Source organism: Arthrobacter sp. TmT3-37 (assembly GCF_054510835.1).
Genome location: NZ_JBTNDU010000007.1, coordinates 47,110 through 71,497 on the forward strand (window position 1 = coordinate 47,110; position 24,388 = coordinate 71,497).

Annotated in this window: 25 protein-coding genes; 12 read left to right on the top strand and 13 right to left on the bottom strand. The window is 69.7% G+C overall.

Translation table 11 applies throughout. The features are described 5' to 3' along the window. The first annotated feature begins 10 nt into the window (after window positions 1-10). Entirely contained in the window at window positions 11-1,156 is a 1,146-nt protein-coding gene (locus ACX80U_RS10725; protein ID WP_459268389.1) for a fatty acid desaturase family protein, read from the top strand. A gap of 105 nt (window positions 1,157-1,261) precedes the next feature. On the opposite strand, the gene ACX80U_RS10730 is transcribed toward ACX80U_RS10725, so the two are convergent. Both ACX80U_RS10730 and ACX80U_RS10735 read right to left on the bottom strand, forming a co-directional pair. Continuing rightward, window positions 1,262-1,759: an SRPBCC family protein gene (locus ACX80U_RS10730; protein ID WP_459268390.1), complete on the bottom strand. Its 498-nt coding sequence runs from the start codon at window positions 1,757-1,759 to the stop codon at window positions 1,262-1,264. A 12-nt stretch (window positions 1,760-1,771) separates the two neighbouring features. Continuing rightward, the gene (locus ACX80U_RS10735) at window positions 1,772-2,119 is read right to left on the bottom strand and encodes an ArsR/SmtB family transcription factor (RefSeq protein WP_459268391.1); all 348 of its coding nucleotides are present in this window, start codon (window positions 2,117-2,119) and stop codon (window positions 1,772-1,774) included. 181 nt (window positions 2,120-2,300) lie between these two features. Between ACX80U_RS10735 and pta the strand changes: the two genes are divergently transcribed. The 3 genes from pta to ACX80U_RS10750 all read left to right on the top strand — a co-directional run bounded on the left by pta (window position 2,301) and on the right by ACX80U_RS10750 (window position 6,053). Then, a complete protein-coding gene (pta, locus tag ACX80U_RS10740; RefSeq protein WP_208739158.1) occupies window positions 2,301-4,382 on the top strand; it encodes a phosphate acetyltransferase in 2,082 nt (693 codons plus the stop codon). A gap of 61 nt (window positions 4,383-4,443) precedes the next feature. Next, on the top strand, window positions 4,444-5,559 hold the full coding sequence (locus tag ACX80U_RS10745; RefSeq protein ID WP_459268392.1) for an acetate/propionate family kinase: 1,116 nt from the start codon (window positions 4,444-4,446) through the stop codon (window positions 5,557-5,559). A 155-nt stretch (window positions 5,560-5,714) separates the two neighbouring features. Then, the gene (locus tag ACX80U_RS10750; protein WP_133080128.1) at window positions 5,715-6,053 is read left to right on the top strand and encodes a YnfA family protein; all 339 of its coding nucleotides are present in this window, start codon (window positions 5,715-5,717) and stop codon (window positions 6,051-6,053) included. 141 nt (window positions 6,054-6,194) lie between these two features. On the opposite strand, the gene ACX80U_RS10755 is transcribed toward ACX80U_RS10750, so the two are convergent. Next, a complete protein-coding gene (locus tag ACX80U_RS10755; RefSeq protein ID WP_459268393.1) occupies window positions 6,195-6,506 on the bottom strand; it encodes an AzlD domain-containing protein in 312 nt (103 codons plus the stop codon). Beyond that, window positions 6,503-7,288: an AzlC family ABC transporter permease gene (locus tag ACX80U_RS10760; RefSeq protein WP_459268394.1), complete on the bottom strand. Its 786-nt coding sequence runs from the start codon at window positions 7,286-7,288 to the stop codon at window positions 6,503-6,505. Before ACX80U_RS10760 ends, ACX80U_RS10755 begins: the two co-directional genes overlap by 4 nt. Window positions 7,289-7,386: 98 nt before the next feature. Here ACX80U_RS10760 and ACX80U_RS10765 point away from each other — a divergent pair, with 98 nt between their 5' ends. Beyond that, the gene (locus tag ACX80U_RS10765) at window positions 7,387-8,577 is read left to right on the top strand and encodes a zinc-dependent alcohol dehydrogenase (RefSeq protein ID WP_459268395.1); all 1,191 of its coding nucleotides are present in this window, start codon (window positions 7,387-7,389) and stop codon (window positions 8,575-8,577) included. Window positions 8,578-8,614: 37 nt separating this feature from the next. Here ACX80U_RS10765 and ACX80U_RS10770 read toward each other — a convergent pair whose 3' ends face one another. Then, window positions 8,615-10,447: a glycoside hydrolase family 15 protein gene (locus ACX80U_RS10770; RefSeq protein ID WP_459268454.1), complete on the bottom strand. Its 1,833-nt coding sequence runs from the start codon at window positions 10,445-10,447 to the stop codon at window positions 8,615-8,617. A gap of 18 nt (window positions 10,448-10,465) precedes the next feature. Beyond that, entirely contained in the window at window positions 10,466-11,332 is an 867-nt protein-coding gene (locus ACX80U_RS10775) for a glycerophosphodiester phosphodiesterase (protein WP_459268396.1), read from the bottom strand. Between the two features lie 130 nt (window positions 11,333-11,462). On the opposite strand from ACX80U_RS10775, the gene ACX80U_RS10780 reads away from it, so the two are divergent. Next, a complete protein-coding gene (locus ACX80U_RS10780; RefSeq protein WP_459268455.1) occupies window positions 11,463-12,710 on the top strand; it encodes a DUF445 domain-containing protein in 1,248 nt (415 codons plus the stop codon). A gap of 47 nt (window positions 12,711-12,757) precedes the next feature. On the opposite strand, the gene ACX80U_RS10785 is transcribed toward ACX80U_RS10780, so the two are convergent. Then, window positions 12,758-13,543, bottom strand: coding sequence for a hypothetical protein (locus ACX80U_RS10785; RefSeq protein WP_459268397.1), 786 nt, complete (start codon window positions 13,541-13,543; stop codon window positions 12,758-12,760). A gap of 205 nt (window positions 13,544-13,748) precedes the next feature. Then, window positions 13,749-14,018 carry a GlsB/YeaQ/YmgE family stress response membrane protein gene (locus ACX80U_RS10790; protein ID WP_208739152.1) on the bottom strand — a complete coding sequence of 90 codons (270 nt, stop codon included), beginning with the start codon at window positions 14,016-14,018 and terminating at the stop codon, window positions 13,749-13,751. Between the two features lie 343 nt (window positions 14,019-14,361). On the opposite strand from ACX80U_RS10790, the gene ACX80U_RS10795 reads away from it, so the two are divergent. The 5 genes from ACX80U_RS10795 (at window position 14,362) to ACX80U_RS10815 (ending at window position 19,036) form a co-directional block, all read left to right on the top strand. Further along, window positions 14,362-14,616 (top strand): DUF6458 family protein, encoded by a 255-nt coding sequence (locus ACX80U_RS10795; protein ID WP_133080119.1) that lies wholly within the window; start codon window positions 14,362-14,364, stop codon window positions 14,614-14,616. Window positions 14,617-14,803: 187 nt separating this feature from the next. Then, window positions 14,804-15,571 (top strand): DeoR/GlpR family DNA-binding transcription regulator, encoded by a 768-nt coding sequence (locus tag ACX80U_RS10800; RefSeq protein ID WP_459268398.1) that lies wholly within the window; start codon window positions 14,804-14,806, stop codon window positions 15,569-15,571. After that, the gene (locus ACX80U_RS10805; protein WP_133080117.1) at window positions 15,568-16,590 is read left to right on the top strand and encodes a hexose kinase; all 1,023 of its coding nucleotides are present in this window, start codon (window positions 15,568-15,570) and stop codon (window positions 16,588-16,590) included. Before ACX80U_RS10800 ends, ACX80U_RS10805 begins: the two co-directional genes overlap by 4 nt. Beyond that, window positions 16,590-18,704, top strand: coding sequence for a PTS fructose transporter subunit IIABC (locus tag ACX80U_RS10810; protein WP_459268399.1), 2,115 nt, complete (start codon window positions 16,590-16,592; stop codon window positions 18,702-18,704). Before ACX80U_RS10805 ends, ACX80U_RS10810 begins: the two co-directional genes overlap by 1 nt. 53 nt (window positions 18,705-18,757) lie before the next feature. Continuing rightward, entirely contained in the window at window positions 18,758-19,036 is a 279-nt protein-coding gene (locus ACX80U_RS10815; RefSeq protein ID WP_055765843.1) for an HPr family phosphocarrier protein, read from the top strand. A 276-nt stretch (window positions 19,037-19,312) separates the two neighbouring features. Here the strand turns inward: ACX80U_RS10815 and ACX80U_RS10820 are convergent, their stop codons facing one another. The 5 genes from ACX80U_RS10820 to ACX80U_RS10840 all read right to left on the bottom strand — a co-directional run bounded on the left by ACX80U_RS10820 (window position 19,313) and on the right by ACX80U_RS10840 (window position 23,423). Beyond that, window positions 19,313-20,032, bottom strand: coding sequence for a hypothetical protein (locus ACX80U_RS10820; protein WP_459268400.1), 720 nt, complete (start codon window positions 20,030-20,032; stop codon window positions 19,313-19,315). Next, window positions 20,029-20,784 carry a hypothetical protein gene (locus ACX80U_RS10825; RefSeq protein ID WP_459268401.1) on the bottom strand — a complete coding sequence of 252 codons (756 nt, stop codon included), beginning with the start codon at window positions 20,782-20,784 and terminating at the stop codon, window positions 20,029-20,031. The genes ACX80U_RS10820 and ACX80U_RS10825 overlap by 4 nt, the downstream gene beginning before the upstream one ends. Window positions 20,785-20,910: 126 nt before the next feature. Continuing rightward, a complete protein-coding gene (locus tag ACX80U_RS10830; protein WP_208740432.1) occupies window positions 20,911-21,150 on the bottom strand; it encodes a hypothetical protein in 240 nt (79 codons plus the stop codon). A 256-nt stretch (window positions 21,151-21,406) separates the two neighbouring features. Then, a complete protein-coding gene (locus tag ACX80U_RS10835) occupies window positions 21,407-22,669 on the bottom strand; it encodes an endonuclease/exonuclease/phosphatase family protein (RefSeq protein WP_459268456.1) in 1,263 nt (420 codons plus the stop codon). A gap of 127 nt (window positions 22,670-22,796) precedes the next feature. Beyond that, complete coding sequence (locus tag ACX80U_RS10840) at window positions 22,797-23,423, bottom strand: hypothetical protein (RefSeq protein WP_459268402.1); 627 nt, start codon at window positions 23,421-23,423, stop codon at window positions 22,797-22,799. Window positions 23,424-23,625: 202 nt separating this feature from the next. Here ACX80U_RS10840 and ACX80U_RS10845 point away from each other — a divergent pair, with 202 nt between their 5' ends. Continuing rightward, window positions 23,626-24,381, top strand: coding sequence for a ZIP family metal transporter (locus ACX80U_RS10845; RefSeq protein WP_133080111.1), 756 nt, complete (start codon window positions 23,626-23,628; stop codon window positions 24,379-24,381). The last annotated feature ends 7 nt before the right edge of the window (window positions 24,382-24,388 follow it).

A 24,388-nucleotide genomic window follows, 5' to 3' on the forward strand; every position in this document is an offset into this window, starting at 1 on the left:
AGGAGTCCCCATGACCACCACGCTCACCCGCCCCGGCGCCCTTGCCGCCTCGGGCCACCCCCTGGTCCGCCCCGACGCCGCCAAGCACCTCTCCGACGAGCAGGTCGAGGCCCTCGGGCGCGAGCTCGACGCCGTGCGCGACGAGATCCTCGCCAAGCGCGGCGCGACCGACGCCGCCTACATCCGCCGCGTCATCAAGGTGCAGCGGAGCCTGGAGTTCGCGGGCCGCGGCGCCCTCCTGTTCAGCAAGTACAAGCCCGCCTGGTTCGCGGGCACGGCGATGCTGAGCATCGCCAAGATCCTCGAGAACATGGAGATCGGCCACAACGTGCTGCACGGCCAGTGGGACTGGATGCGCGATCCCGACATCCACTCGACCACCTGGGAGTGGGACTTCGTCACCCCGGCCCGATCCTGGCAGCACACCCACAACGACCTGCACCACCGGTGGACCAACGTCATCGGCAAGGACCGGGACATCGGATACAACCTCCTCCGCATGGACCCCGACCAGCCGTGGCGCCCCTTCAACCTCGGCAATCCCCTCTACAACGCCGTCCTGGCCCCGGTCTTCGAGTGGGGCATCGCCCTCTACGACCTGGAGATCCCCGAGTACAAGGAAGGCCTGAAGTCCAGGGAGGCCATGAACCGCGACCTCAAGGCCGTGGGCGTCAAGGTCCTCAAGCAGTTCTCCAAGGACTACGCCGCCACTCCCGCCGTCGCCATGCTGACCGGCTCCGGCAAGCAGGCCCTCTACGGAACGCTCGCCGCCAACGCCATCCGCAACTTCTGGGCCCACGCGATCATCTTCTGCGGCCACTTCCCCGACGGTACGGACACCTTCACGGAGGAGGAGGTCGACGGCGAGACGCGCGGCGACTGGTACGTCCGCCAGATGATCGGTTCGGCGAACATCTCCGGCTCCAAGTTCATGCACCTCATGTCGGGCAACCTGTCCCACCAGATCGAGCACCACTGCTTCCCCGACCTGCCGTCCAACCGGTACGCCGAGGTCGCGGTCAAGGTCCGCGAGATCTGCACCCGCTACGGCCTGCCCTACACCACCGGTCCCCTGCCCAAGCAGGTCGGTTCCACCTGGGCGAAGATCTTCCGGCTCGCCCTGCCCAACCGGAAGCCGAAGACCGCCACGGCCTAGGGCCGGACAGCGCCGTCGCCCCCGCATGGGGAGCGGCGGCGCTCTCCGCGCCTTCCGTGCCCGCTGAGCGTCCCGGGCGTCCGGGTGTCGCCACCCGGACGACCGTCAGACCGGGACGTCCTCCGCGAGGAGCGCGTCCACCTGCCCGAGTGCCTCGCGAAGGCCCTCCTCCATGCCCATCTCGACCATCTGGGTGAGCTGCTCGACGGACCCGAACGCCGTGGTCATGGTCATGCGCGTGCGTCCGCCGAGATCCTCCAGCGTGACGGTGGCCGTCGTCTCACCCATGTCCGGCACGGGGTCGCCGTTCTCGTCCGCGAACCCGTCCACGAAGGTGATCAGGCGGGGAGGCTCGAGGGCCGTGATCCGCCACCACCCCCGCGCCTTCTCGCCGTCGGGCCCGGTCATGAAATAGGCGGCACGCCCGCCTTCCTCGAACTCGTAGGTGTCGAAGGTGGCCGGCCACGTGGGCGGTCCCCACCAGCGTTGCAGCTGCGTCGGATCGGCCCAGATCCGCCAGACGCGTTCGACGCCGGCGTCGAACTCGGCGACGAGGCGGAAGGTGAGCGCCTCGGTGTCCTTCTCGGTGCTGATGACGGTCATGATGCTGCCTTCCTAGTGCTCATCCTCGGCATCCTCGGCGAGGATGTCCGTGATCCGGTCGACGCGTCGCCGCCAGATCCTCTCGTAGTCGTCGAGCAGGCGCCGTGCGTTCTGCACGCCGTCCATCTCTCCCCGCACGATTTGCTCCCGTCCGCGTTTCTCCTTGGTGACGAGGGAGGCCCGCTCGAGGACGGCCACGTGTTTCTGCACTGCCGCGAAACTCATGTCGTACAGCTCGGCCAGGCCGGATACCGAATACTCGGCGACCAGGACGCGCGCCACGATGTCCCGCCGTGTCGCGTCGGCGAGCGCCTGGAACAGGCGGTCCACCTCGTCCTCGCTGATGCTTCCTACAACCATGTGGTTGTACGTTACGCCCGGTCTCCCTGCAGGTCAAGGGTCGGCGGGATCCCTGCGCGGGAACGTGCCCCGACACCTGCCACCCGTCGCGGTCGCCCCCGACGTGTAGCGGCGGGAGGCGGACCCCGCCGACGTGACACCCGTTATGGCGGGTGTCCGGGGACCCTGCAAGACTGGGCCCATGACCCGCGGAATATATGTGAGCGCCATGACCAACGGCTCCGGCAAGTCCCTGATCTCCCTGGGCCTGGCCGACATGCTGCACCGGCACGCCGACCGCGTCGGGTTCTTCCGGCCCATCGTGGAGGGCGGCGACCCCGCCGCGGATCCGATGGTGCGGCTCATGCAGAGGGCCTTCGACCTCCCGGACAGCCGTGCCCGCGGCGGCCTCACCCGGGCGGAGGCCCGCGCCCTGCTGGTCACGGGAGACCGCGCCGAGATCGATGCCCGCTGCGTCGCCATCTACAGCGAGATCGCCGCGGAGTGCGACGTCGTGATCGTCGAGGGCACGGACCTCTCCGGCAACGACGCGGCCGTCGAGTTCGACCTCAACGCGCGCCTGGCCAACAACCTCGGGGCCATGGTGCTCGCCGTCGTCAGCGCCAAGGGCATGTCCGTCGAGGAGGCGGCCGACGCCGTCGACGTCGCCCGCCGCGAACTCGACGCGGCCAAGGTGTCGCTCCTCGCGATGATGGTCAACCGCGCCGCCGACGACGCCGTCACCGCCATCAGCGAGCAGGTGCGCCCCGGCCGCTCGGGCCGCCCCGTCTACGTCATCCCGGAACTCGCCGAGATCTCCCAGCCCACGGTCTCCGAGGTCTCCGCGGAGCTGGGCGCCCGGCAGATCGCCGGCAACTCGAACCTCGAGCGTGACGTCACGAGCATCCGGGTGGCCGCCATGAACGTCGGCAACTTCCTGCACCTCCTCCGGGACGGCGCCCTCGTGATCGTGCCCGGCGACCGCGCGGACGTGCTCGTGGCCACCCTGGCGTCGTCGTTCTCCCCCGAGTTCCCGGTGCCCTCCGCGCTGTTCCTGACCGGCGGGCTCGCGCCTGATCCCAACATCCTCGCCCTCCTCGCGCAGGCACCGTTCCCCGTCTTCGCGCTCGACGACGACACCTACACCGCCGCGCGGCGCGTCAGCGAGGTCCGTGGCGAGATCGCCAGCGGACTGCGCCGCAAGGCGGCTGCCGCGCTCGGCGCCTGGGCGCGGCAGGTGGACGAGAGCGAACTGCTGGAGCGGCTCGAACTCCCCAGGCCCGTCAGCATGACGCCGCTGCGCTTCCTGCACGAGCTCATCCAGCGCGCTCGGTCCGAGCGGAGACACATCGTGCTCCCCGAGGGCGAGGACGTGCGCGTGCTCAAGGCCGCCGAGATCCTCCGGCGCCGCGACGTCTGCGACCTCACGATCCTCGGCCCGGAGGCCCGCATCCGCGAACTGGCGTCGGGCCAGGGCATCGACCTGACGGGCCTCACGCTGGTCGACCCTTCCACCTCACCGCTGCGCGAGGAATTCGCCACCGAGTACGCCCGGCTCCGCGCCCACAAGAACGTCTCCGTCGACCAGGCCCGCGAACGCATGCTCGAAGGGGCATACTTCGGGACGATGATGGTCCAGCTGGGGAGGGTGGACGGCATGGTGTCCGGCGCCGCGCACACGACGGCGAACACCATCCGGCCGGCCCTCGAATTCGTGAAGACGAAGGACGGCGTGAAGATCGTCTCCTCCGTGTTCCTCATGCTGCTGCAGGACCGCGTGCTCGTGTACGGCGACTGCGCGGTGAACCCGGACCCCAACGAGGAGCAGCTCGCGGACATCGCGGTCGCCTCGGCCGAGACGGCAGCCCAGTTCGGGGTCGAGCCCCGCGTCGCGATGCTCTCCTACTCGACGGGCGAGTCCGGCAGCGGCGGCGCCGTGGACGAGGTGCGGCGCGCCACCGAACTCGTGCGGCAGCAGCGGCCCGACCTCGCCGTGGAGGGCCCCATCCAGTACGACGCCGCCGTCGACGCCTCCGTCGCCGCCTCGAAGCTGCCCGGATCCACCGTCGCCGGGCAGGCGACGGTCTTCATCTTCCCGGACCTCAACACCGGCAACAACACCTACAAGGCGGTGCAGCAGTCCGCGGGCGCTGTCGCCGTCGGGCCCGTACTCCAGGGCCTGCGCAAACCCGTCAACGACCTCTCCCGCGGCTGCACCGTGGAGGACATCGTGAACACGGTCGCCATCACCGCCGTGCAGGCCCAGCAGCCCGCAGCCCCCTGATCCCCCGCCTCCCGACCTCCCGCCTCCCGCCTCCCGCCTCCCGCCTCCCAGACAGGACCCCATGATCATCCTCGTCATCAATTCCGGCTCGTCCTCGCTCAAGTACCAGGTGCGCGAGGGCGACGACGTCCTCGCGGAAGGCCTCGTGGAGCGCATCGGCGAGGCCGAGGTACCCGACCACGCGGCCGCCCTCGACCGTGTGGACGGCGAGGTGGCGGCAGCGCTCGGCGATCGCGGGATCGACGCCGTCGGACACCGCGTGGTGCACGGCGGCGAGCGCTTCAGTGAGCCGGTCCTCATCGACAACGAGATCACGCGAGCCATCGAGCGCCTCAACCCGCTGGCCCCCCTGCACAATCCCGCAGCCGTCACCGGCATCCGCGCCATCACCGAGAAGTGGCCGGACATGCCGCAGGTGGCCGTCTTCGACACGGCGTTCCACCGCACCCTGCCCGAGCACGCCTGGCGCTACGCCGTCCCCGACGAGCTGTACCGGCGGTTCGGCATCCGCCGCTACGGCTTCCACGGGACCTCGCACGCGTACGTCGCGCGTGGCGCGGCGGAACTCCTCGGCACGGACGCCTTCACCGGCGTGATCGCCCACCTCGGCAACGGCGCCTCCGTCACGGCCGTGCGCGACGGCGAGAGCATCGACACGTCCATGGGCTTCACGCCCCTCGAGGGACTGGTGATGGGGACACGTTCCGGCGACATCGACCCGTCCATCCTGCTGTTCCTCCTGCGGGAGGGGTACACCGAGCAGGATCTCGACACCCTCCTGAACCGCAACAGCGGCCTGAAGGGGCTGGCGGGCACCAACGACATGCGGTCGGTGGCGGACGCCGCGGACGCGGGCGAGCATCGGGCGCAGCTCGCGATCGAGGTGGCCTCCTACCGCCTCGCGAAGTACGTCGGCGGCTACCACGTGGCGGTCGGCGGCGCCCAGGCACTCGTCTTCACCGCGGGTATCGGCGAGAACGCCGGAGCGTTCCGCAGCGCCGTCGTCTCCAAGCTCGGTGCCCTCGGCCTCGAGCTCGACGAGGCCAGGAACGAAAAGCGCAGCAGGGAGGCCCGCGTCATCAGCACGGCGTCGTCGGCCTTCCCCGTCCTCGTGGTGCCGACGGACGAGGAGGCGGCGATCGCGGAGGCGACAGCCGCCGTCGTCAACGGGTCCTAGCGTTCCCCTCCTGGCGCTGACCCGTCGGACATCCACCCGTCGTCAGCGGGTCCTAGCGTTCCCCTCCTGCCGCTGACCCGCCGGACATCCACCCGTCGTCGTCGGGTGCATCCTGCCGACGGGCGCCTGCAACGGGGCTCCGGCACACTGGGACCATGACGATCCTGCGCATGACCCTCCTGTTCGTGCTGGCCGCGGCGGCCGAGATCGGCGGTGCGTGGCTCATCTGGCAGGCCGTCCGCGAGGGCAGGCCGCTGTGGTGGGCGGGCCTCGGGGTCATGGCACTCGGCGCGTACGGGTTCGTGGCGACGCTGCAGCCGGACCCGAACTTCGGGCGGATCCTCGCGGCCTACGGCGGCGTCTTCGTGGCGGGATCACTGGCGTGGGGCGTGCTCGTCGACGGATTCCGGCCCGACCGCTGGGACCTCCTCGGTTCGGCGGTCTGCCTGGTCGGTGTCGCGCTGATCATGTTCGCGCCGCGCACGGCCGCCTGATCCGGGCATCGGGCGGACGACGAGGCCGCGCGCTGCCGCGTCGCTCCCACTGAACCGGTTCGATCAGTGGGCATGTTCGACCATGCCCACTGGACGGAGCTCTTCAGTGGGCGGACGACGACCGGGTCGGCGGTCCGGGCCCTACGCCGCCCCCAGCAGCCGTGCGAGACCGGCGGCGAGCGCCCCGACCGCCACCACCACGAGGAACGGCGCGCGCAGCCAGAGCGCGAGCGCAGCGGCGGCCAGCGCCGCGATCCGCGCATCGACCACGAGTACCTGTCCCGAAGCGAAGGTGTTCACGGCCGTCAGGGCGGCGAGCAGGCCGATCGTCAGTGACCCCGCGACCCGCAGCATCCGCGGATTGTCGAGCAGCTTCGCCGGCACGAGGAACCCCACGAACTTCGTGGCGATCGAGATCGCGCACGCCAGCAGGATCCACCCCCAAAGGCTCATGCGCCGGCTCCGCGGCCACCGGAGTGCTTCGCCGGGTGGGTTCCCGACCCCGGGCCCGGCGCGTCGCCGTCCGACCCGGAGGGGTAGGGCTCGACGTCGGGCTCGAGGCCCTCTGTCGCCGGTCCGAGACCCGCGAGTCCCAGGACCGCAGCCATGACCGCGGCGATCAGGATCGGTACACCGGGTGGGACGAACGGGACGGCGAGGAGCGTCACCACCGCACAGACGACGGCGATCGCCGCCGGCTCGCGGGCCCGGATCCGGGGCCAGAGCAGGCCGAGGAACGCGGCGACCGCCGCGCCGTCGAGCCCCCACCGGGCAGGATCACCCATGGCACTGCCTGCGAGCGCACCTCCGAGCGTGAACAGGTTCCACAGCACGAAGACGCCGATGCCCGCGGCCCAGAAGCCGCGGCGCTGCTCGGCCGGGTCGGTCTGGCTCGTTGCCGTGGCCACCGACTCGTCGATGGTGACGTGCGCCGCCGCCAGTTTCCGCCAGCGCGAGGGACGCAGCAGCACGTTGACCTGCATCCCGTACACCCCGTTCCGGATCCCGAGCAGGGCCGCCGCGGACATCGCCGAGATCCCGCTCCCCCCGCCGGCGATCACGCCGATGAAGGCGAACTGGGAGCCGCCGCTGAACAGCAGCAGGCTCAGCGCCATGGTCTGCAGGAGGTCGAGGCCGGCAGCCACGGACAACGCGCCGAACGAGAGCCCGTAGAGCCCGGTCGCGATGGCCACGGACAGGGCGACGCGCACCGCGGGAGATTGGAAGAGCACCACGCGTCAAGGCTAGGCGAGGTGCTGCCCGGCTTCCCATTCGTGTCGAAGGGGTGAATAGTAGGAAAGGAAAGCCTACTTACTAACCGGAGGAGCGCCACATGAAGGCAGTGACATGGCAGGGCAAGCGCAACGTCAGCGTGGAGAACGTACCCGACCCCACGATCCAGGAGCCCACGGACGCGATCATCAGGATCACCTCGACGGCGATCTGCGGCTCGGACCTCCACCTCTACGAGGTCCTCGGCCCGTACATGCACAAGGGGGACGTCCTCGGGCACGAGCCCATGGGCATCGTCGAGGAAGTCGGCGCGGGCGTGACCAACCTCAAGGTCGGTGACCGCGTGGTGGTGCCGTTCAACATCTCCTGCGGCTACTGCTTCATGTGCAAGCGCGGCCTGCAGTCGCAGTGCGAGACGACCCAGGTCCACTCGGCAGGATCCGGCGCGGCCCTGTTCGGCTTCTCGGAGCTCTACGGCTCGGTGCCCGGCGGGCAGGCGGAGTACCTCCGGGTGCCCTTCGCCGACTACGGCCCGGTCAAGGTGGGCTCGGAGCTGCCCGACGAGCGCTACCTCTATCTCTCGGACATCCTGCCGACGGCCTGGCAGGGCGTGCAGTACGCCGATGTGCCGAAGGACGGCGTCCTCGCGGTCTACGGCCTCGGGCCGGTCGGCCAGTTCGCGGCCCGTATCGGCAAGTACCTCGGCCACCGTGTCATCGCCGTCGAACCCGTCGCAGAGCGCCGCGACATGGCCAAGCGCCACGGTATCGAGACCATCGACTTCACGAAGAACACCGCGGAGGAGCTGCGCAGCATGACGAACGGCCGCGGCCCGGACGCCGTCGTCGACGCCGTCGGCATGGAGGCCCACGGCTCGCCCGTCGGTGCCTTCGCCCAGAACGCGGTCGGCATCCTGCCCGACAAGCTCGCGCAGAAGGTCATGGAGACCGGCGGCAGCGACCGCGTGACCGTCCTCCACTCGGCGATCGACGCGGTCCGCCGGGGCGGGACCATCTCCCTCAGCGGCGTCTACGGCGGCGCCGCCACCCCCATGCCGATGCTCAACATGTTCGACAAGCAGCTCCAGTTCCGGATGGGCCAGTGCAACGTGCGCCGCTGGACGGACGAGCTCCTGCCGATCGTCGAGGAGCCCTCGGATCCGCTGGGCGTCACCGACCTGATGACGCACCAGGTCTCGATCGACGAGGCACCGGAGGCCTATCGGAACTTCCAGAAGAAGACCGACGGCACCATCAAGGTGGTCCTGAAGCCGCAGGGCGTCACAGTCTGATCCCAGGACGACGACGATTCGCGGTCGATGGTCCGGGCTACTCCCGGGCCATCGACTCGTGGGACCCGGCCTCGCCGCCGGCCATCTGCAGGGCGTCGGCCGCCCGTACGAGGGCGAGGTGCGAGAACGCCTGCGGGAAGTTGCCGGCCATGCGGCCCGACTCGGCGTCGTACTCCTCGGACAGCAGGCCGAGCTCGTTCGAGTAGCCGACCAGCTGGTCCATGAGCCGCTTCGCCTCGCCCAGGCGGCCGCTGTGCGCGTACTGCTCGACGAGCCAGAAGGAGCAGGCGAGGAACGGGTGCTCCCCCGGTTCGAGGCCGTCGTCGGAGTTGTGCGTCCGGTAGCGCAGCAGCAGGCCCTGCCCGTTCAACAGGTCCTGCTCGATGCGCGCCACGGTACCGAGCATGGCCGGATCGTCGAACTCGACGAACCCCACCTGCGGCAACTGCAGCAGCGAGGCGTCCACCTCCGTGCCGCCGTACACCTGCGTGAAGGAGTTCAGGTCGGCACGGAAGCCCCGCTCCATGATCTCCGCGCGCAGTCCGTCCCGGATCTCCGTCCACCGGTCCTGCGGCCCGCTCAGCCCGTGGTCGCGCACGGCGCGCACGGCGCAGTCGAACGCCGCCCACATCATCACGCGTGAATGCGTGAAGTACTGCTGATCGCCGCGCATCTCCCAGATGCCGTGGTCGCGGTCGTGGAGGTGCTTCTCGGCGAAGCCCAGGAGTGCGCGCTGCAACGGCCACGAGAAGCTGTCCTCCGTGGTGCCGTGCCCGCGCAGTTTCTCCAGCGCCACCATGACCTCGCCGACCACGTCGGCCTGGTACTGCTTCACCGCGCCGTTCCCCACGCGCACGGGAGCCGAGTCGGCGTAGCCCGGCAGGTGGTCGAGTTCGCGTTCCGGCAGGTACCGTTCACCGGCCAGCCCGTACATGATCTGCAGGTCCTCGGGGTCCCCCGCCACGGCCCTCAGCAGCCAGTTGCGCCAGCCCAGGGCCTCCTCCGCGTAGCCGTGCGTCATCATGGCCTCGAGCGTGAGCGCCGCATCGCGGAGCCAGCAGAAGCGGTAGTCCCAGTTGCGGGAGCCGCCGAACTGCTCGGGCAGCGACGTCGTCGGAGCGGCGACGATGCCGCCGGTGTCCTCGTGCGTGAGCGCGCGCAGCACGAGGAGCGAGCGCTGCACGGCGTCGGCGTACTCGCCGTCGTTCACGTAGCTCGCCCCCCAGGCACGCCAGTAGCTGATGGTGCTGTCCAGGGCGTCGTCGACATCGCGGGCGGGCGGCTTCTCGCGGTGGGAGGGGTACCAGACGAGTTCGAGGTCGACGACGTCGCCCTCGGCCACGTCGAACGTGCCCTCGTGGCGATGGTCCGAGGCCCGGAGCCGGGGTCCCCGCAGCAGCAGCGCGTCGGGCCCGGCGATGGCCAGGAGCACCGGGACGCCGTCGTCCGTCCCCTGGCTGACCCACGGGACGATATCGCCGTAGCCGAAGCGGATCTCCAGTTCCTGGCGGACCGTCACCGTCCCGCGGAGGCCCTGGACCCGCCGCACGACGTTGGCCCGGCGGTCCGTGACCGGCATGAAATCGGTGACCAGCACCTCACCCTCGGGGGTCCTCCAGTGGGTCTGGAGGACGAAGGTCGAGGAGATGTAGCTGCGCTCCACCACCTCCGCCCCCGCGGACGAGGGTGCCACGAGCCAGCGGCCGTGCTCCGGGGTGCCGAGCATCGCGGCGAACACCGATTCGGAGTCGAACCGGGGCAGGCAGAGCCAGTCCACGCTGCCGTCGCGGGAGATGAGCGCACCGGTGTGGAGGTCGGAGACGAGTGCGTAATCCTCGATCGGTGATTGCATCCCCCCACTCAACCACAGCGTCCCGGGGTGGGGTGGTTACTCGTCGTCGCTCCGGAAGGCGGAGCGTATCCGCGCCGGGTAGTCGGTGGTCATCTCCTGCACGCCCAGCTCGGCGAGGAAGAGGGCATCCTCGATCTTGTTGACCGTCCATGCCCTCACGATCACGCCCTCCTGGATCCAGCGGCGCACCCGCTCCGTGTGGGCCCGGATGTATTTCATGCCCGGGCCCGCCATCCCGACCTCCTGGTGGTCGATCAGCGCCTCGCCCTCCTTCAGCGCCCTGTGCAGCAGGTTGATCAGGGCCCCCTCGGCGATCGAACCGAAACGCAGCGCCTCGCGGACCTCCTTCGGCCGGATGTCGGAGACGAGCTGGCACAGCAGGTGGTGGGGCACCGACTCCGCCAGCTGCCGCATGGAGTCGGGGTTGAAGCTCATGAAGCTGACCTCGATGCTGCCGAGCATCGAGGATTCCGGGTCCCAGCCCTCGTCCATGAGGAACGCGATCAGGGCCTCCTCCAGCCGCAGTCCGAACGGACTCGGATGCTTCAGCTCGACGGCGAGCCGGATCGGGCGGCCCGCACGGCGGAGCAGGAGCAGCAGGTCCGCGAAGGAGAGGAACTGGTCGGTCTCGCCGCCGAACTCCGCAGGGACGCTCGCCCCCTTCCAGGAGAAGGCATCGAGCCGGCGCAGTTCCTCGAGGGTCAGGTCGGCGACGTCGCCCGAGCCGCTCGTGGTGCGATCCAGTGTCGTGTCGTGGATGCACACCAGTTGTCCGTCCCGGCTCAGGTGCACGTCGCACTCCACGCCGTCCGCGCCGTCCGCGAGGGCCTGCAGGTAGGCGGCGCGTGTGTGCTCCGCGTAGGTGCCGCTACTGCCGCGGTGGGCGAAGATCACAGGAGGCACGGACCGTCCCTTCGAGTCGTCGATGGTGTCCCTAACACGGTACGTGACCACCGGATCGGCGCACCACGGATGCAGGGACCGCGGTGCCCGCCGGGACGGCCTCGATAGACTCGGGAGCGTGAATGCTCAGATGACCGGCACCGATACGGAGCGGGCGGCCGCCCTCCGACGCATGAAGCTCCTGGCGACCGGGTTGCTGGCGGTCATGGCCGTCATCTTCGTGGTGGCTTTCGCCCTGCAGGACGCCTATCCCTGGCTGCAGTACGTGCGGGCGGCGGCCGAGGGTGGGATGGTGGGCGCCCTGGCCGACTGGTTCGCCGTCACGGCCCTGTTCAAGCATCCGATGGGGCTGAAGATCCCCCATACCGCGATCATCCCGCGGAAGAAGGACCAGATCGGCGAATCGCTCGGCCAGTTCGTCGAGGAGAACTTCCTGTCCGAGGACGTGGTGCGTGCCAAGCTCGATTCCGCCCGGATCGCCCAGAAGGCCGGCGCCTGGCTGGAGAAGCCCGAGAGCGCCGACCGCGTGGCCGTCGAGGGCGCGGCCCTCATCCGGGGGATGTTCACCGTCCTGAACGACGACGCCGTCCAGGGCGTGATCGAGTCCATGGTCCGCAGTCATCTGCTCGAGCCACCGTGGGGGCCGCCCATCGGGAGCATCGCGGAACGCATCTTCGCCGAGGGGCACCACCACCGCCTCGTGGACCTGCTCGTGGACCGCGCCGGTGACTGGGTGGACGCGAACTACGCGGTGGTCACGCGGGTGGTCGCGCAGCGTTCGCCGACCTGGGTCCCGCGCCTGGTCGACGGCGTCGTCGGTGACCGCGTGCACGCGGAACTGTCGAAGTTCATCCGGGCGGTGCAGGACGACCAGCAGCACGATGTCCGCCTCGCGATCGACAAGTACCTCCGGGACCTCGCGCAGGATCTGCAGCACAAACCCGAGACCATCGCGAAGGCCGAGGAGATCAAGGGACAGCTGCTCGACGACCCCCGTGTCCGCGACCTGACGGCCCGCACCTGGGCCACCATCAAGAACGCGCTCCTCGAGGCCGTGAACGACCCGGACAGCGAGCTGACGTCCAACTTCAAGGCGGCGGTCCGCGACTTCGGCTCGCGCCTGGCGAACGACGCCGAGCTGGCAGGGAAGGTGAACCGCTGGATCGCGGACGGCGCCTCGTACGCCGTGCGCACCTACCGCAGCGAGATCGCCGGCGTCATCTCGGAGACGGTGGGGCGCTGGGACGCGGAGGAGACGTCACGGAAGATCGAACTGCAGGTCGGGAAGGACCTGCAGTTCATCCGCATCAACGGTACGGTGGTCGGTTCGCTGGCGGGCCTGCTCATCTTCACCATCGCCCACGCGATCTTCGGGTAGGCCCGGCCCCGTACCCTACCCGGGCGCACCGGTACCGGACGCCGCGGTCAGGCCTGCTTCTGGTCGCTTCCCTGCGGGGGCAACTGCAGCACGTCGGCCAGCTCGCCCGGGATGGTCTGCGGCAGCGGACCGAAGGCCTCGCGGGTGGTGCGGATGACGGCCTTGCCCATGAGGTGGTTGCCGGTCCCGCCGATCACGGCCCCTGCGCCGAAGGGCAGGGCTCGTCCGAGCATGAATCCGCCCTGCTTGGCGAGGAACTTCTTGAGGAAGCGCCGCCTGATGGACCCGGTGACCGTCCTGACGAGCGAGGAGGGTGCGGATTTGTTCACCAGCTGCCCCCAGTACTGGGGGGCACCCTGTCCCGCGGACGCACCGAGGATGGAGCGCATCAGCGCCGTGCCCTCCTCGCCCATCAGGATCGCCATGACCATGGCGCGCGAACGCTCAGGATCGTCGGTCTTGACCCCGTGCAGTTCCGCGATGGACTCGGCATAGAGTGCTGTGGCCTCGAGGAAGCCGACGGTCGCGGCCGCCGAGAGTCCGAGGGAGGCCAGGGTCCCGACGGCGGGAACCGCCGCCGTCGCTCCCACAGCAGCGCCCGCGGCCGTCGTCGCCCGCAGGTAGTCGCGCTCGAGCAGGCGGGCCAGTTCCGCGGGGGACGCCTCCGGGTTGCGACGGCGGAGCCGGTCCAGGTTGGAGAGGATCAGCGGCCGCTGGACGTCCAGGGCGCGTTCGATCCCGCGCAGGATCGCAGGCTTCGGGTTGCCGTCCTTGTCGAACAGCGTCCCGTTGGCAGCCTTGACGGCTGGGTTCTCCTTGTTCCGGCCAAACATGATGGTCCTTCCGCGGCTGGGTGGATGCGAATCGAGTGTAGATGGGCGCGTGGCACTGCCGGTGGACTTTCTGCTCCTGGCGTCGCCCCGCCCGGCAGTGACCCGCCGACAGGTCGGTCGGGCTCGGACAGGCGAAGGGCGCCACCGCTTCGCGGTGACGCCCTTCTCGCAGCCGCTCCCCCACGGTGCAGCTACGTGGTGCGTGCTAGACGCGCGAGCCCTTGCGTCCGGTGATGAGACCGTAGATGAAGAGGACGATCAGCGCGCCCAGGACGGCGAACAGGATGGACGGCAGGGAGAACGTGCTGCCCATGTTGATGCCGAGGATGCTGCCGCCGATGAAGCCGCCCAGGAAGGCGCCGATGACGCCGAGGATCATGGTGACGATGATGCCGCCGCCCTGCTTGCCGGGCATGATCAGCTTGGCGAGCGCGCCGGCGATGAGGCCGAGGATAAGGAATGCGATGAAACTCATGTGGTGCTCCTTGAGTGATGAGCCACCCGTCCGGGGACGAGTTGCTGTCGGATATTCCGGTGCATCGAAGTGCAACTAACTGCAACTGTACTTCATCAGCATGCTTAGGGTGCAATCCTAGCACCACGCTAATCCCGCTTATCAAGGCTTTCGGATGAATCTTTCCCGAACCGTTGCATGACTCGACGGGACGTCCGACCGGGGCGCCGAACCGGGTTTTACGGCGGATCGACCGTATGATAGGTGTGAGCGGGCCGCCTCGGGAGTATGCGGCAGAGTCAGTGAAACCGCTGGGGAATTCTCTCGAAACTGCCAACAAAGACATACCGGAGGAGTTTTTCTAATGCGAATCGGTTCATCTATTTTTCTTATTGCACTGGGTGCAATTCTTGCTTTCGCCATCCGCGTGCAGGTCAGCGTCGTGGACCTGGCACTCGTCGGCTACATCCTGATGGCGGTCGGCGTGATCGGGCTCATCGCCTCGCTCGTCCTGGCCGCTCCGCGCCGGCAGGCGCGCGTCTCGGAGTCGCGGTCCGTCGTGGATCCGAACACCGGCGAGACCATCACGCGCAGGGAGTCCCGCGACACCGGGCTCTGACAGCCCGTCGGCACCACCAGGGACAGAAGGGCCGGACGTTCACGTCCGGCCCTTCTTCATCTGTGTTCCCGTTTGATTACCACCGAAAAGGTCTTGACCCGGTGAGCGAAGCAAAGATATAGTCACTCAAACAAAGATCGAACCACATCTCGAGGTCCTGACCTCGGCCGGAGACAACGAGGTCCTCATGTTCGCGGAAGAGCGCTATCGCCAGATCAGCAAACTCGTCTCCGCAGACGGCCGCGTCACGGTCGCCGGCCTCTCCTCACGCTTCGGCATCACCAAGGAGACGGTCCGCAGGGACCTCGCCCTCCTCGAGAACGACGGCGTCCTGCGCCGGGTCCATGGAGGGGCCATCGCCGGCAGCGGGGCGACCACCAATGAATCGAGCCTGTCGAGCCGGGCCGCGCAGCACTCCCCCGAGAAGAAGCGCATCGCCGAGGCCGCGCTCGCCATGGCTCCCGCGACGGGAGCCGTCGTGCTCGACGCCGGCAGCACCACCGGTGCCCTGGCAGAACTGCTCGTCGACGAGGCGCGGCCCGGACTGGCGGTCGTCACCCATTCCGTCCCGATCGCCGCACTCGTCTCCAGCGCGGGCCTGAGCGTCGAACTCGTCGGCGGACGCGTACGAGCCCTGACCAGCGCAGCCGTGGGGAGCAGCACGGTCGCGCACTTCGCCCGCCTGCGGTCCGACGTCGCCTTCATCGGGGCGAACGGCATCACGGCCGGCTTCGGCCTCAGCACGCCCGACGTCGACGAAGCGGCGGTGAAGACCTCGATCGTGCGCTCGGCACGCCGCGTGGTGCTCCTGGCCGATTCGTCGAAGTTCAGCGAGGAATCCCTCATCAGCTTCGCCTACCTGGAGGATATCGATGCACTCATCACCGACCGCGCACCCCGGGGAACCCTTGCGGATGCACTCGCCGATTCCGATGTGGAGGTGATCGTCGCGTGATCCTGACCCTCACCGCGAATCCCAGCATCGACCGCACCGTGGAACTCGGCGCGCCCCTGACCCGCGGAGCCGTCCAACGCGCCACCCATGTGGTGCAGGAGGCAGGCGGCAAGGGTGTGAACGTCAGCCGCGCCCTGGCCATGTCCGGCGTCAGCACGCTGGCCGTCCTTCCGGGCGACGACGACGACGCGGTCCTGGCGGGCCTGCGCGGCGTCTCCGTCCCCTTCCGCAATCTGCCGATCGGCGCGGGCCTCCGCACCAACACGGCGATCACCGAACCCGATGGTACGACGACGAAGATCAACGAGCCCGGCCCCGAGCTCTCCGCCGCACAGATCGAGGAACTGCTCGCGGTCGTCGTGGCCGAGAGCAGCGGAGCCGACTGGCTGGTCCTCGCCGGCTCCCTGCCGCCGGGCGTACCGCCGACCTTCTACACGCGGATCACCGCCGCGGTCCGGGAGGCGTACGGACCGTCGGCGCCCCGGGTCGCGATCGACTCGTCGGGCGAACCCCTGATCGAGGCCGCCGCCGGGGTACCGGCGCCGGACCTGCTCAAACCCAACGCCGAGGAGCTCAGCGAGCTGACGGGCATCGGCACGGGTGACCAGCTGGAGCTGGACCATGAATTGGCCGCGAAGGCCTGCGCGGTGCTCATCACCGCGGGGGTGGGAGCGGTACTGGCGACCCTTGGTTCCAAGGGTGCCCTGCTCGTGACGAACGCGGGGGCCTGGCACGCCGTGCACCCGCCGGTCACGGCGCGTTCCACGGTCGGCGCGGGAGATTCCGCCCTGGCCGGTTACCTGCTGGCGCACAGCGCAGGCGAACTCCCGGAGAACTGCCTGCGCCAGGCCGTTGCCCACGGATCGGCGGCCGCATCCCTACCGGGCTCCACCGTTCCATCGCTCGACCAGACAACGCCGGCCGCAGTCGCGGTCACTCCACTCATGGTCACGCTGCCCGTGATCGAACCAAGCGCCGTCGGATCCAACGCTGGACCGACAGCACAGGAGGAATTCTGATGTCCGAACTCATCACGCCGGAGCTTGTGACTCTGGACAAGGACCTGGGGACACAACGCTCCTCGGTGATCCGGTATCTCGCGGAGCAGGTCGCCGCACAGGGGCGGTCCACGGAAGTGGACGGCCTGTACGCCGACGCCCTCGCCCGGGAGGAGAAGACCTCGACCGGGGTCCCGGGCGGCATCGCCATCCCGCACTGCCGTTCCACGGCGGTCTCGGAGGCGACGCTCGCCATGGCGCGCCTGGCGCCGGCGGTGGACTTCGGCGCCAAGGACGGCCCCGCGGACCTCGTCTTCTTCATCGCCGCGCCGGACGGCGCGGACCAGGAGCACCTCAAACTCCTGTCCAAGCTGGCACGCTCGCTCATCAAGAAGGACTTCACCGCCTCCCTCCGTGCCGCAGAGACGCCCGCCGACGTCGTCGCGCTGGTCAACGGAGCCCTCGGCATCGGGGACGCGGCGACCGTCGGTGCCGGCGCCCATGCGGCAGGCGCCGCCGGTCCGGGCGGACCGTCGGCCGGGGACAGTGCCCGCACGAACGAGGCGGCAGCCACCCTGGGCACCACGCCTGCCGGGGTGGACGCCACCGGTCCCGCCGTCGACGCCGGCCGCTCGACCGACACCAAGGTCCGCCGGCTGGTCGCGGTGACCGCCTGCCCCACGGGGATCGCGCACACCTACATGGCCGCCGACTCCCTCGTCGCCGCGGCCAAGGAGCGTGGCATCGACCTCCAGGTCGAGACGCAGGGCTCCTCGGGCGCCACCCCCCTGGATCCGTCGGTCATCGCGGCGGCCGACGCCGTCATCTTCGCCGTCGACGTCGATGTCCGGGACAAGCAGCGGTTCGCCGGCCTCCCGGTCATCAGTGCACCCGTCAAGCGGGGCATCGACGAACCGGGCGAGATGGTCGAGGAAGCCCTGGCTGCCGCCGGGAATCCGAACGCCCGCAGGGTCGCCGGCACCGCCGGCGGTGACGACCAGACCGACGACGAGGGCGGCCGGGACAGCATCGGCAGCACCCTCAAGCGCGCACTGCTCACCGGCGTCAGCTACATGATCCCCTTCGTCGCCGGCGGCGGCCTGCTGATCGCCCTGGGTTTCCTGCTCGGCGGTTACCTCATCACCGAGACGGCCGACGCCGTGGTCCTCGAGAACAGCCTCGCGAACCTCCCGGCCGGCGGGCTCGCCGAATACCTCGGTGCGGTGGCGTTCAAGATCGGACAGCTGTCCCTCGGGTTCCTGGTGCCCGCCCTCGCCGGCTACATCGCCTACGCCCTCGCCGACCGTCCCGGCATCGCGCCCGGGTTCGTCGCCGGTGCCGTCGCCGGTTTCATGGATGCGGGTTTCCTCGGCGGTATCGTCGGCGGCCTGCTCGCCGGCTACGTCGCCCTGATGATCGGGCGCCTCTCCGTGCCCCGCTGGCTGCGGAGCCTCATGCCCGTGGTCATCATCCCGCTCCTGGCGTCGATCGTGGCCTCGGGCCTGATGTTCCTCGTGCTCGGCGGACCCATCGCTGCGATCACGGTAGGCCTGAACAACTGGCTCTCCGGCCTCACCGGGACCGCGGCGGTCGGCCTCGGCGTCATCCTCGGGCTCATGATGGCCGTGGACCTCGGCGGCCCCGTCAACAAGGTGGCCTACTCCTTCGCGGTCGCCGGCCTGAGCGCCGGCTCCATCGACAACCAGGCACCGTGGCAGATCATGGCCGCGGTGATGGCGGCCGGCATGGTGCCACCCCTGGCCATGGCGCTCGCCACGATCATCGACCGCCGTCGCTTCACCCTCGCGGAACGCGAGAACGGCAAGGCTGCCTGGCTGCTGGGCGCCGCGTTCATCTCGGAGGGCGCCATCCCGTTCGCTGCAGCGGACCCGCTGCGTGTCATCCCCGCGTCCCTGCTCGGATCGGCCGTCACCGGGGCGATCGTGATGGGCACCGGAGTCACCTCGCAGGCCCCGCACGGCGGCATCTTCGTCTTCTTCGCCATCGGGAACGTCGTGATGTTCATCCTCGCCGTCCTCGTCGGCACGGTCGTCTCGGCCCTCGCCGTGATCGCCCTCAAGCGCTACGCCTCGAGCAAGAAGAACACCCCCGTCGCCGAGCCGGTTGCGGCCTGACCCCGGGTCCGGTTGGCTGTACGGGGAACCCATCCACGAAAAAGGAGCACATCATGGCAGAACGCAAGGCAACCGTGGCGAGTCGTGTGGGATTGCACGCCCGCCCGGCCTCCATCTTCGCGGAGGCCGCGGGCGAACTCCCGCTCGAGGTCACCATCGCCATGGACGGTGAGCCGGCCGAGGAGGCGATGGACGCCTCCAGCATCCTCTCGCTCATGAGCCTCGGCGCATCGCACGGCGACGTGATCGTGCTGCGTGCCGAGGGCGACGGCGCCGAGGACGCACTCGAGAGCCTGGCCCGGATCATCGAGACGGACCACGACGCCGAGTAGGACGAAGCAGGACGCACGACCACGAAGGGCACCATCCGCCGTCGATACATGGCGGATGGTGCCCTTCCGGCGTCCCCAGCTTGCCCGACCGGTAGGTGGGTCCACCCGTTCTAATGGACGCACCTACCTGCCGGATAACGATCCGCTGACCCCCCACGGACAGCGGCAGTTACATAATCATTATTTTTACACACGATCATGAAAACGTGAATGGGGCAAGGACACAATCGGATCACTTTCCTGCATGGTGAGCACGGAAAGTCGGGTGCCCTCGCCTCAGGCGAGCTTGTTCGCCCGCTGGTTGCGCCGTCGATTGAGGGTGTGGCTCAGCCACACGAGGAACAGTCCCACGACGTTCGCCATGATCGCCGAGAACGGCAGGACGATGTCCCAGGCCCCCAGATCGAGCGGGGTCAGCCTCAGCAGCACGAAGACCACCACCAGCGAGAAGCCGCAGGCCAGGAACGCACAGGCGACCCGGTGGGCGGTCCGCGCTCGGCGGTCCGCCACCGATGCGACCGCCGGGATGACCAGGCACCCCGCCACGTAGCCGGGATAGAGCCGTCCCACCGCCGCGTACTGCTGGACCGTGTCCTGGTCCCCGAAGGCGTGCAGCCCCGTGGAGGTGCCCGGAAGTTCACTGGCGACGAAGAAGTACAGGGTGGCGGCGACGGTCAGGCCGAGGATCGCCAGCCCGAACGGGCCCACGACCAGGCGCCGGGCGAGGGACGATCCGAACGCCGCCGCCGTGCGGACGCCGAGGAGCACGAAGACCGCGTAGAGGGTCAGCCGCAGCAGGAGGTTCGCGATGTTCACCCCGCCCAGGACGCCGTCCACGGCTTCGTAGATGGGAACGATCGAGAGTCCGACGGCGACCGTGAGCAGCACGAGCGCCGTGAACACGGTCCGGCCCTGGCCGTTCCGCACTCCCGGGACGCGGACGGCGGCCCCCAGGGCGCAGATGCAGAGGGCGATCCACTGGATGGTCGCGGTCATCCCAGGTTCTCCCACATCGCGCGGTCCTTGCCGTCGTCGAGCTCTGCCCGCCGGATCTGCTTGCCCAGCACGTCGAGGCGGTCGCGTGCCAGGAAGACCAGGTCGAGGTCGGGCATCGCGCACAGCGCGCGGGCACGGCCGTCCTCGGGCCAGCCGCCCTCCTCGGGTGTGAGCAGCCCTGTCACCACCAGACCGCTCGCCAGCGACACGTTCGCTATCCGCGCCGCCTGGACGGCGATCTCGGGGGCGAGCCGGCCCGCGGTGAGCTGGGCGGAGAGATTCTGGCGGGCGACGCCGGTGCTCGCCGCCAGCTGCTGGCGGAGGTCACCCGGATCCACCGCCTCGACCCAGGCGCGGACTGAGTTGCGGTGCGGCAACGGCGCGAGGCTCAGTTCGAGGTCCGTCGCCGTGCAGCCCCTGTCCTCGCTGCGCGCGATGAGCAGTCGGAGGATGTCGATGTGGCTGACCTGGCTGACGAGTTCGGCGTCGGTGGGCTGCCGGATGCCGCCGGGCAGATCCTCGTAACCCTCGAAAACGGCCAGCGCCTGTACGGGCGGCACCCCGTACCCGCGGGCGATCGCGACGACGGTCGTCACCGACACCTTCCCCCGGACGAGCTGCTGGGCGAGCGTGGAGCGCTTGATGCCGGCGACCCGGCACACGTCCGACACGTTGTCGTGCGGAGCGATCTGGGAACGCCACAGCTGGAACGCCTTGGCTGTGACGGCCATCATCACCTTTCGATTGGACATTTCGGTCTGGAGTCGAAGTATACTGAGATCGCTGGCTCCGATTTCTGCGATTCCCCCATACGCAGAACTCGGAGCCAGCTCCACTTTAACGACCCGGACATCGCCGGGTCAGCGGATCAGGGGTGCCTACCAGCGCACCTTCTTCTCCTTCTTCCCCTGCTTGCTGCTCTCATGGGCCGCCTTCACATGGCCCGCGCCGGAGGACGCCGTCGGATTCGCGGCGTGGTTCTTCCTCGCCAGCGCGAGGCGGGCACGCGGGTCGTCCTGCAGCTTGCCGGAGGAGCCCTTGGCACCGGCGGTCCCGCCGGTGCCGGCCGCCGGTGCTTCGTCCGTTCGGGATCGATCGTTCTGGGGCGTGCTGGTCATGGTGTTCCTTTCTGGGTTCCTGCGCCCGCGGAACAGTCGGAACGGGACGGCACGGCGCACGCAGCGGCGTACGCGGGATGTGCTGATGGTTCGGACAGGTCCAGTGGGCGCCCTTGGAGTGGTATCATCGACAAGTGGCGCTGAACTCGGCAGGAGCCGGTTCGGTTACTGGAAAATAAGTGTCCTCATGCCATCGACGGTACACCCGGCCGCGGCGCCCGGACAAGGGTCGCACGCGTCCGGCCGCCACCGTGTGCTAGCTCCGCCGTGCGCCGCTCACGACGACGTCGGCGTAGACCAGCCGGTGGTCGCTCGTGGGGAAGGGGAAGATCCCCGTCAGCTCCGAGCCGGGCATGCCCGCCCGCGGCCAGAACACCCCAGACGCCGAGACCCGCAGGTTCCGCGACGGCAGGACGTAGTCGGCCCGGATGTTGCCGGCATTGCGGTCCTCGAAGTCCGCCGTGTCGTACCGGGGGTCGCCGCGGTGGTCGGCGTTCGCGCCGCCCTGGAGCGCCGCCGCCTCGATGGCGCCCTCCGAGGACGGGAGCGGGTCCTGCACCAGCTTGTTCCCGAGGAGCTGGTCGATCGAACCGGTCCGCGAGTCGCCGTCGAGCGGGTCGCTGTTCTGGTCGCCCAGGACGACGAAGCGTTCTCCGCGCTTGAGCCCGCCGGGAGCCCCGTCGTCGTCGTAGATGTAGGCGGCTCCGGGGCCGGCCGTCACGTAGTCGGACCAGAACCGGATCTCGTCGCTGTTGCGCCGGCCGTTGCGGTCCTCCTCCCCGTCGAAGACAGGGGGCGTCGGATGGCTGGCCAGCACATGCACCGTCCTGCCGCCGACGCTCACCGGGACGTCCCAGTGCGACTTGCTGGACAGGGGGAGGACGGCGAGTTCATCCGCGGAGTACCAGTCGCCGGGGGCATCGGTGGCCGGGTTGTCGGGGAGCAGGGCTCCGGGCATGTCCTTCCAGAGGAAGTCCTGGAACGTCCGCACCGCCCCGGTCTGGATGGGGTACTTCGAGTAGATCACCATGCCGTACTGGCCCTCGAACCCCCCGAAGCCGAGGGCGTCATCCGGTCCGCCGACCGTGCCGTCGTCATTCAGGTCGTAACCGCTGGGTATGCCCGTGTTGGATGGCGCCGTGTACACGTAGGGGTAGTCCACGGCAGCCTTGCCGTTCTGGCCCACGCGGAGGTAGTTCCGGTCGAAGAGGTCGGCGGCCCTGTTGCCCGGCACGTAGTCGAACTCGTTGATGAGGACCACGTCCGGCCTGTTGGTCTGCACCACCTCGGCGATGGCGCGCGCCTGGGTATCGCCCGGCGTGCTCAGGTCCCGGACGAGTCCGCCGGGCGTCGAACGGTTGAGGCTGGCGTTGTAGGTGGCGAAGCGGACGCCCTGCCCTGCACCCTGGCCGGCGTCCGGGACCACGCTCCGGGTGTCGTCTGCAGGACCCGCGAGGGCGGCAGGGGCGACGGTGACGAGCAGGGAAACGGCCAGCAGGCCTGCTGAGAACCGCGACAGGACTCGCACGTCTCCCCTTCCTCGGTGGTGGGGCCGTGCCGTCGGACGGACGGCAGCCCCGGTGGTTCCTTCTGGAACTCAAGCCTAGTGGCGCAGTGCCCTCCGCGACCGGCCCGGATGTAACGATTCAAAACCGACCTGCGGCCTCCCGGTGGCGTGCCGGGCGTCGTGCACCCTGCGCACCCAGTTCCCGTTCGGCGGCGTCGAAGGTGTGCTCCAGCCGCGCCACGGCTTCCGCGTAGCGCTGCAGGTCCCTGCCGTCCCCCCGGCCCCCCGGCTCCGGTCTCCCTTCGTCGCCGGCCGTTCGCAGGGCGCGGACGACAGGCCGCGCGGCGGGGTGTCCGGGATCGTGCATCGCGGGGTACCGGATCGCCTTCGCGGGGTCGACGTCGTAGTCGGCCCACTGCCGGACGACCGCGTCGTGGCGCCGGCGCAACTCACCCCAGGCGGCCGAGTGCGCCGACTCCCGTGCGGTCCGGGTGCGCTGCGCGTGCCGGCGCCAGACCCAGGCGGCGGCCGCAGTGCACGCGCCGACACCGGTCAGCACGGCCAGCACGGCACCCGCGCCGCTCATCGTCCCCGCCGCGACACCGCTGCCCGCGATCACGACGATGCCACCGAAGGCTGTCCAGAAGGAGTCGTCCGCTCCCGTGTCGCGGCGGGAGGCCGCATCGATCCGCCAGCCGGTCAGGGCGGCGGCGACCGCCATGACGGCGCAGGCGGCCAGGCTTCCGGTGATGGCAGCGACGTCCAAGGGATTCCTCCTGCTCTCGTGCAGCGGGCCCGCGCCGGTCACCTGACCCGTCGTCGGGTTGCTCCTCCTACCAGTGCAGACGAGCGACGCCGATGAGTCAATGCCCTCTTCCGTCCGGGCCTTCCGTGCGCCGGTCCGCGCCCTGTGTCAGGCTGGGCCAGGTTTTTCGTCGTCGTGCCGTGTGCACCGGAAGGAGGCACCCGTGCCGCTGTGGCTGCAGGCCTTCACATGGGGTGCTGTCGCCGGTGGGGCCCTGCTCGTGGGGTCGGCCATCGCCTGGCGGTGGAACGTGCCGCCGCGGGTCGTGTCCTTCGTCATGGCCTTCGGCGCGGGAGTGCTGATCTCGGCCCTCGCCTTCGAACTCGTCGGCGAGGCGCAGGAGACGGGCGGGTTGGTACCCACGGCCCTCGGCTTCCTCGTGGGAGCAGTGGTGTACGTCGGAGCGAATGCCCTCCTGGCCCGGCAGGGCGCCCAGCACCGCAAGCGTTCGGGCGGCCAGCAGCCCTCCGAGAGCGAGGACGCCGGCAGCGGCAACGCCATCGCGCTCGGGGCGCTGCTCGACGGCATCCCGGAATCGGTGGTCCTCGGGCTCGGACTCGTGGCGGGCGGCGCCGTGAACCCGGCCGTGCTGGTCGCGATCTTCATCTCGAACGTCCCCGAGGGGCTCTCGAGCACCGCCGGGATGAAGAACGCGGGGCGCGGTCCCCGCTATGTCTTCGGGCTGTGGGGCGGCATCGCGCTGGCCTCGGGACTCTCGGCCCTCGCCGGGTACTCGCTGCTGGCGGGAGCCTCGGGCGTGACGGTCGCCTTCATCACGGCCATCGCCGCCGGGGCGATCCTCGCGATGGTGGCCGACACCATGATCCCCGAGGCGTTCGAGCGGCAGCACATGCTCACGGGCCTGATCGCAGCGCTCGGCTTCCTCACGGCGTTCGTGGTCCACGAGCTCGCCGGATAGACGACGG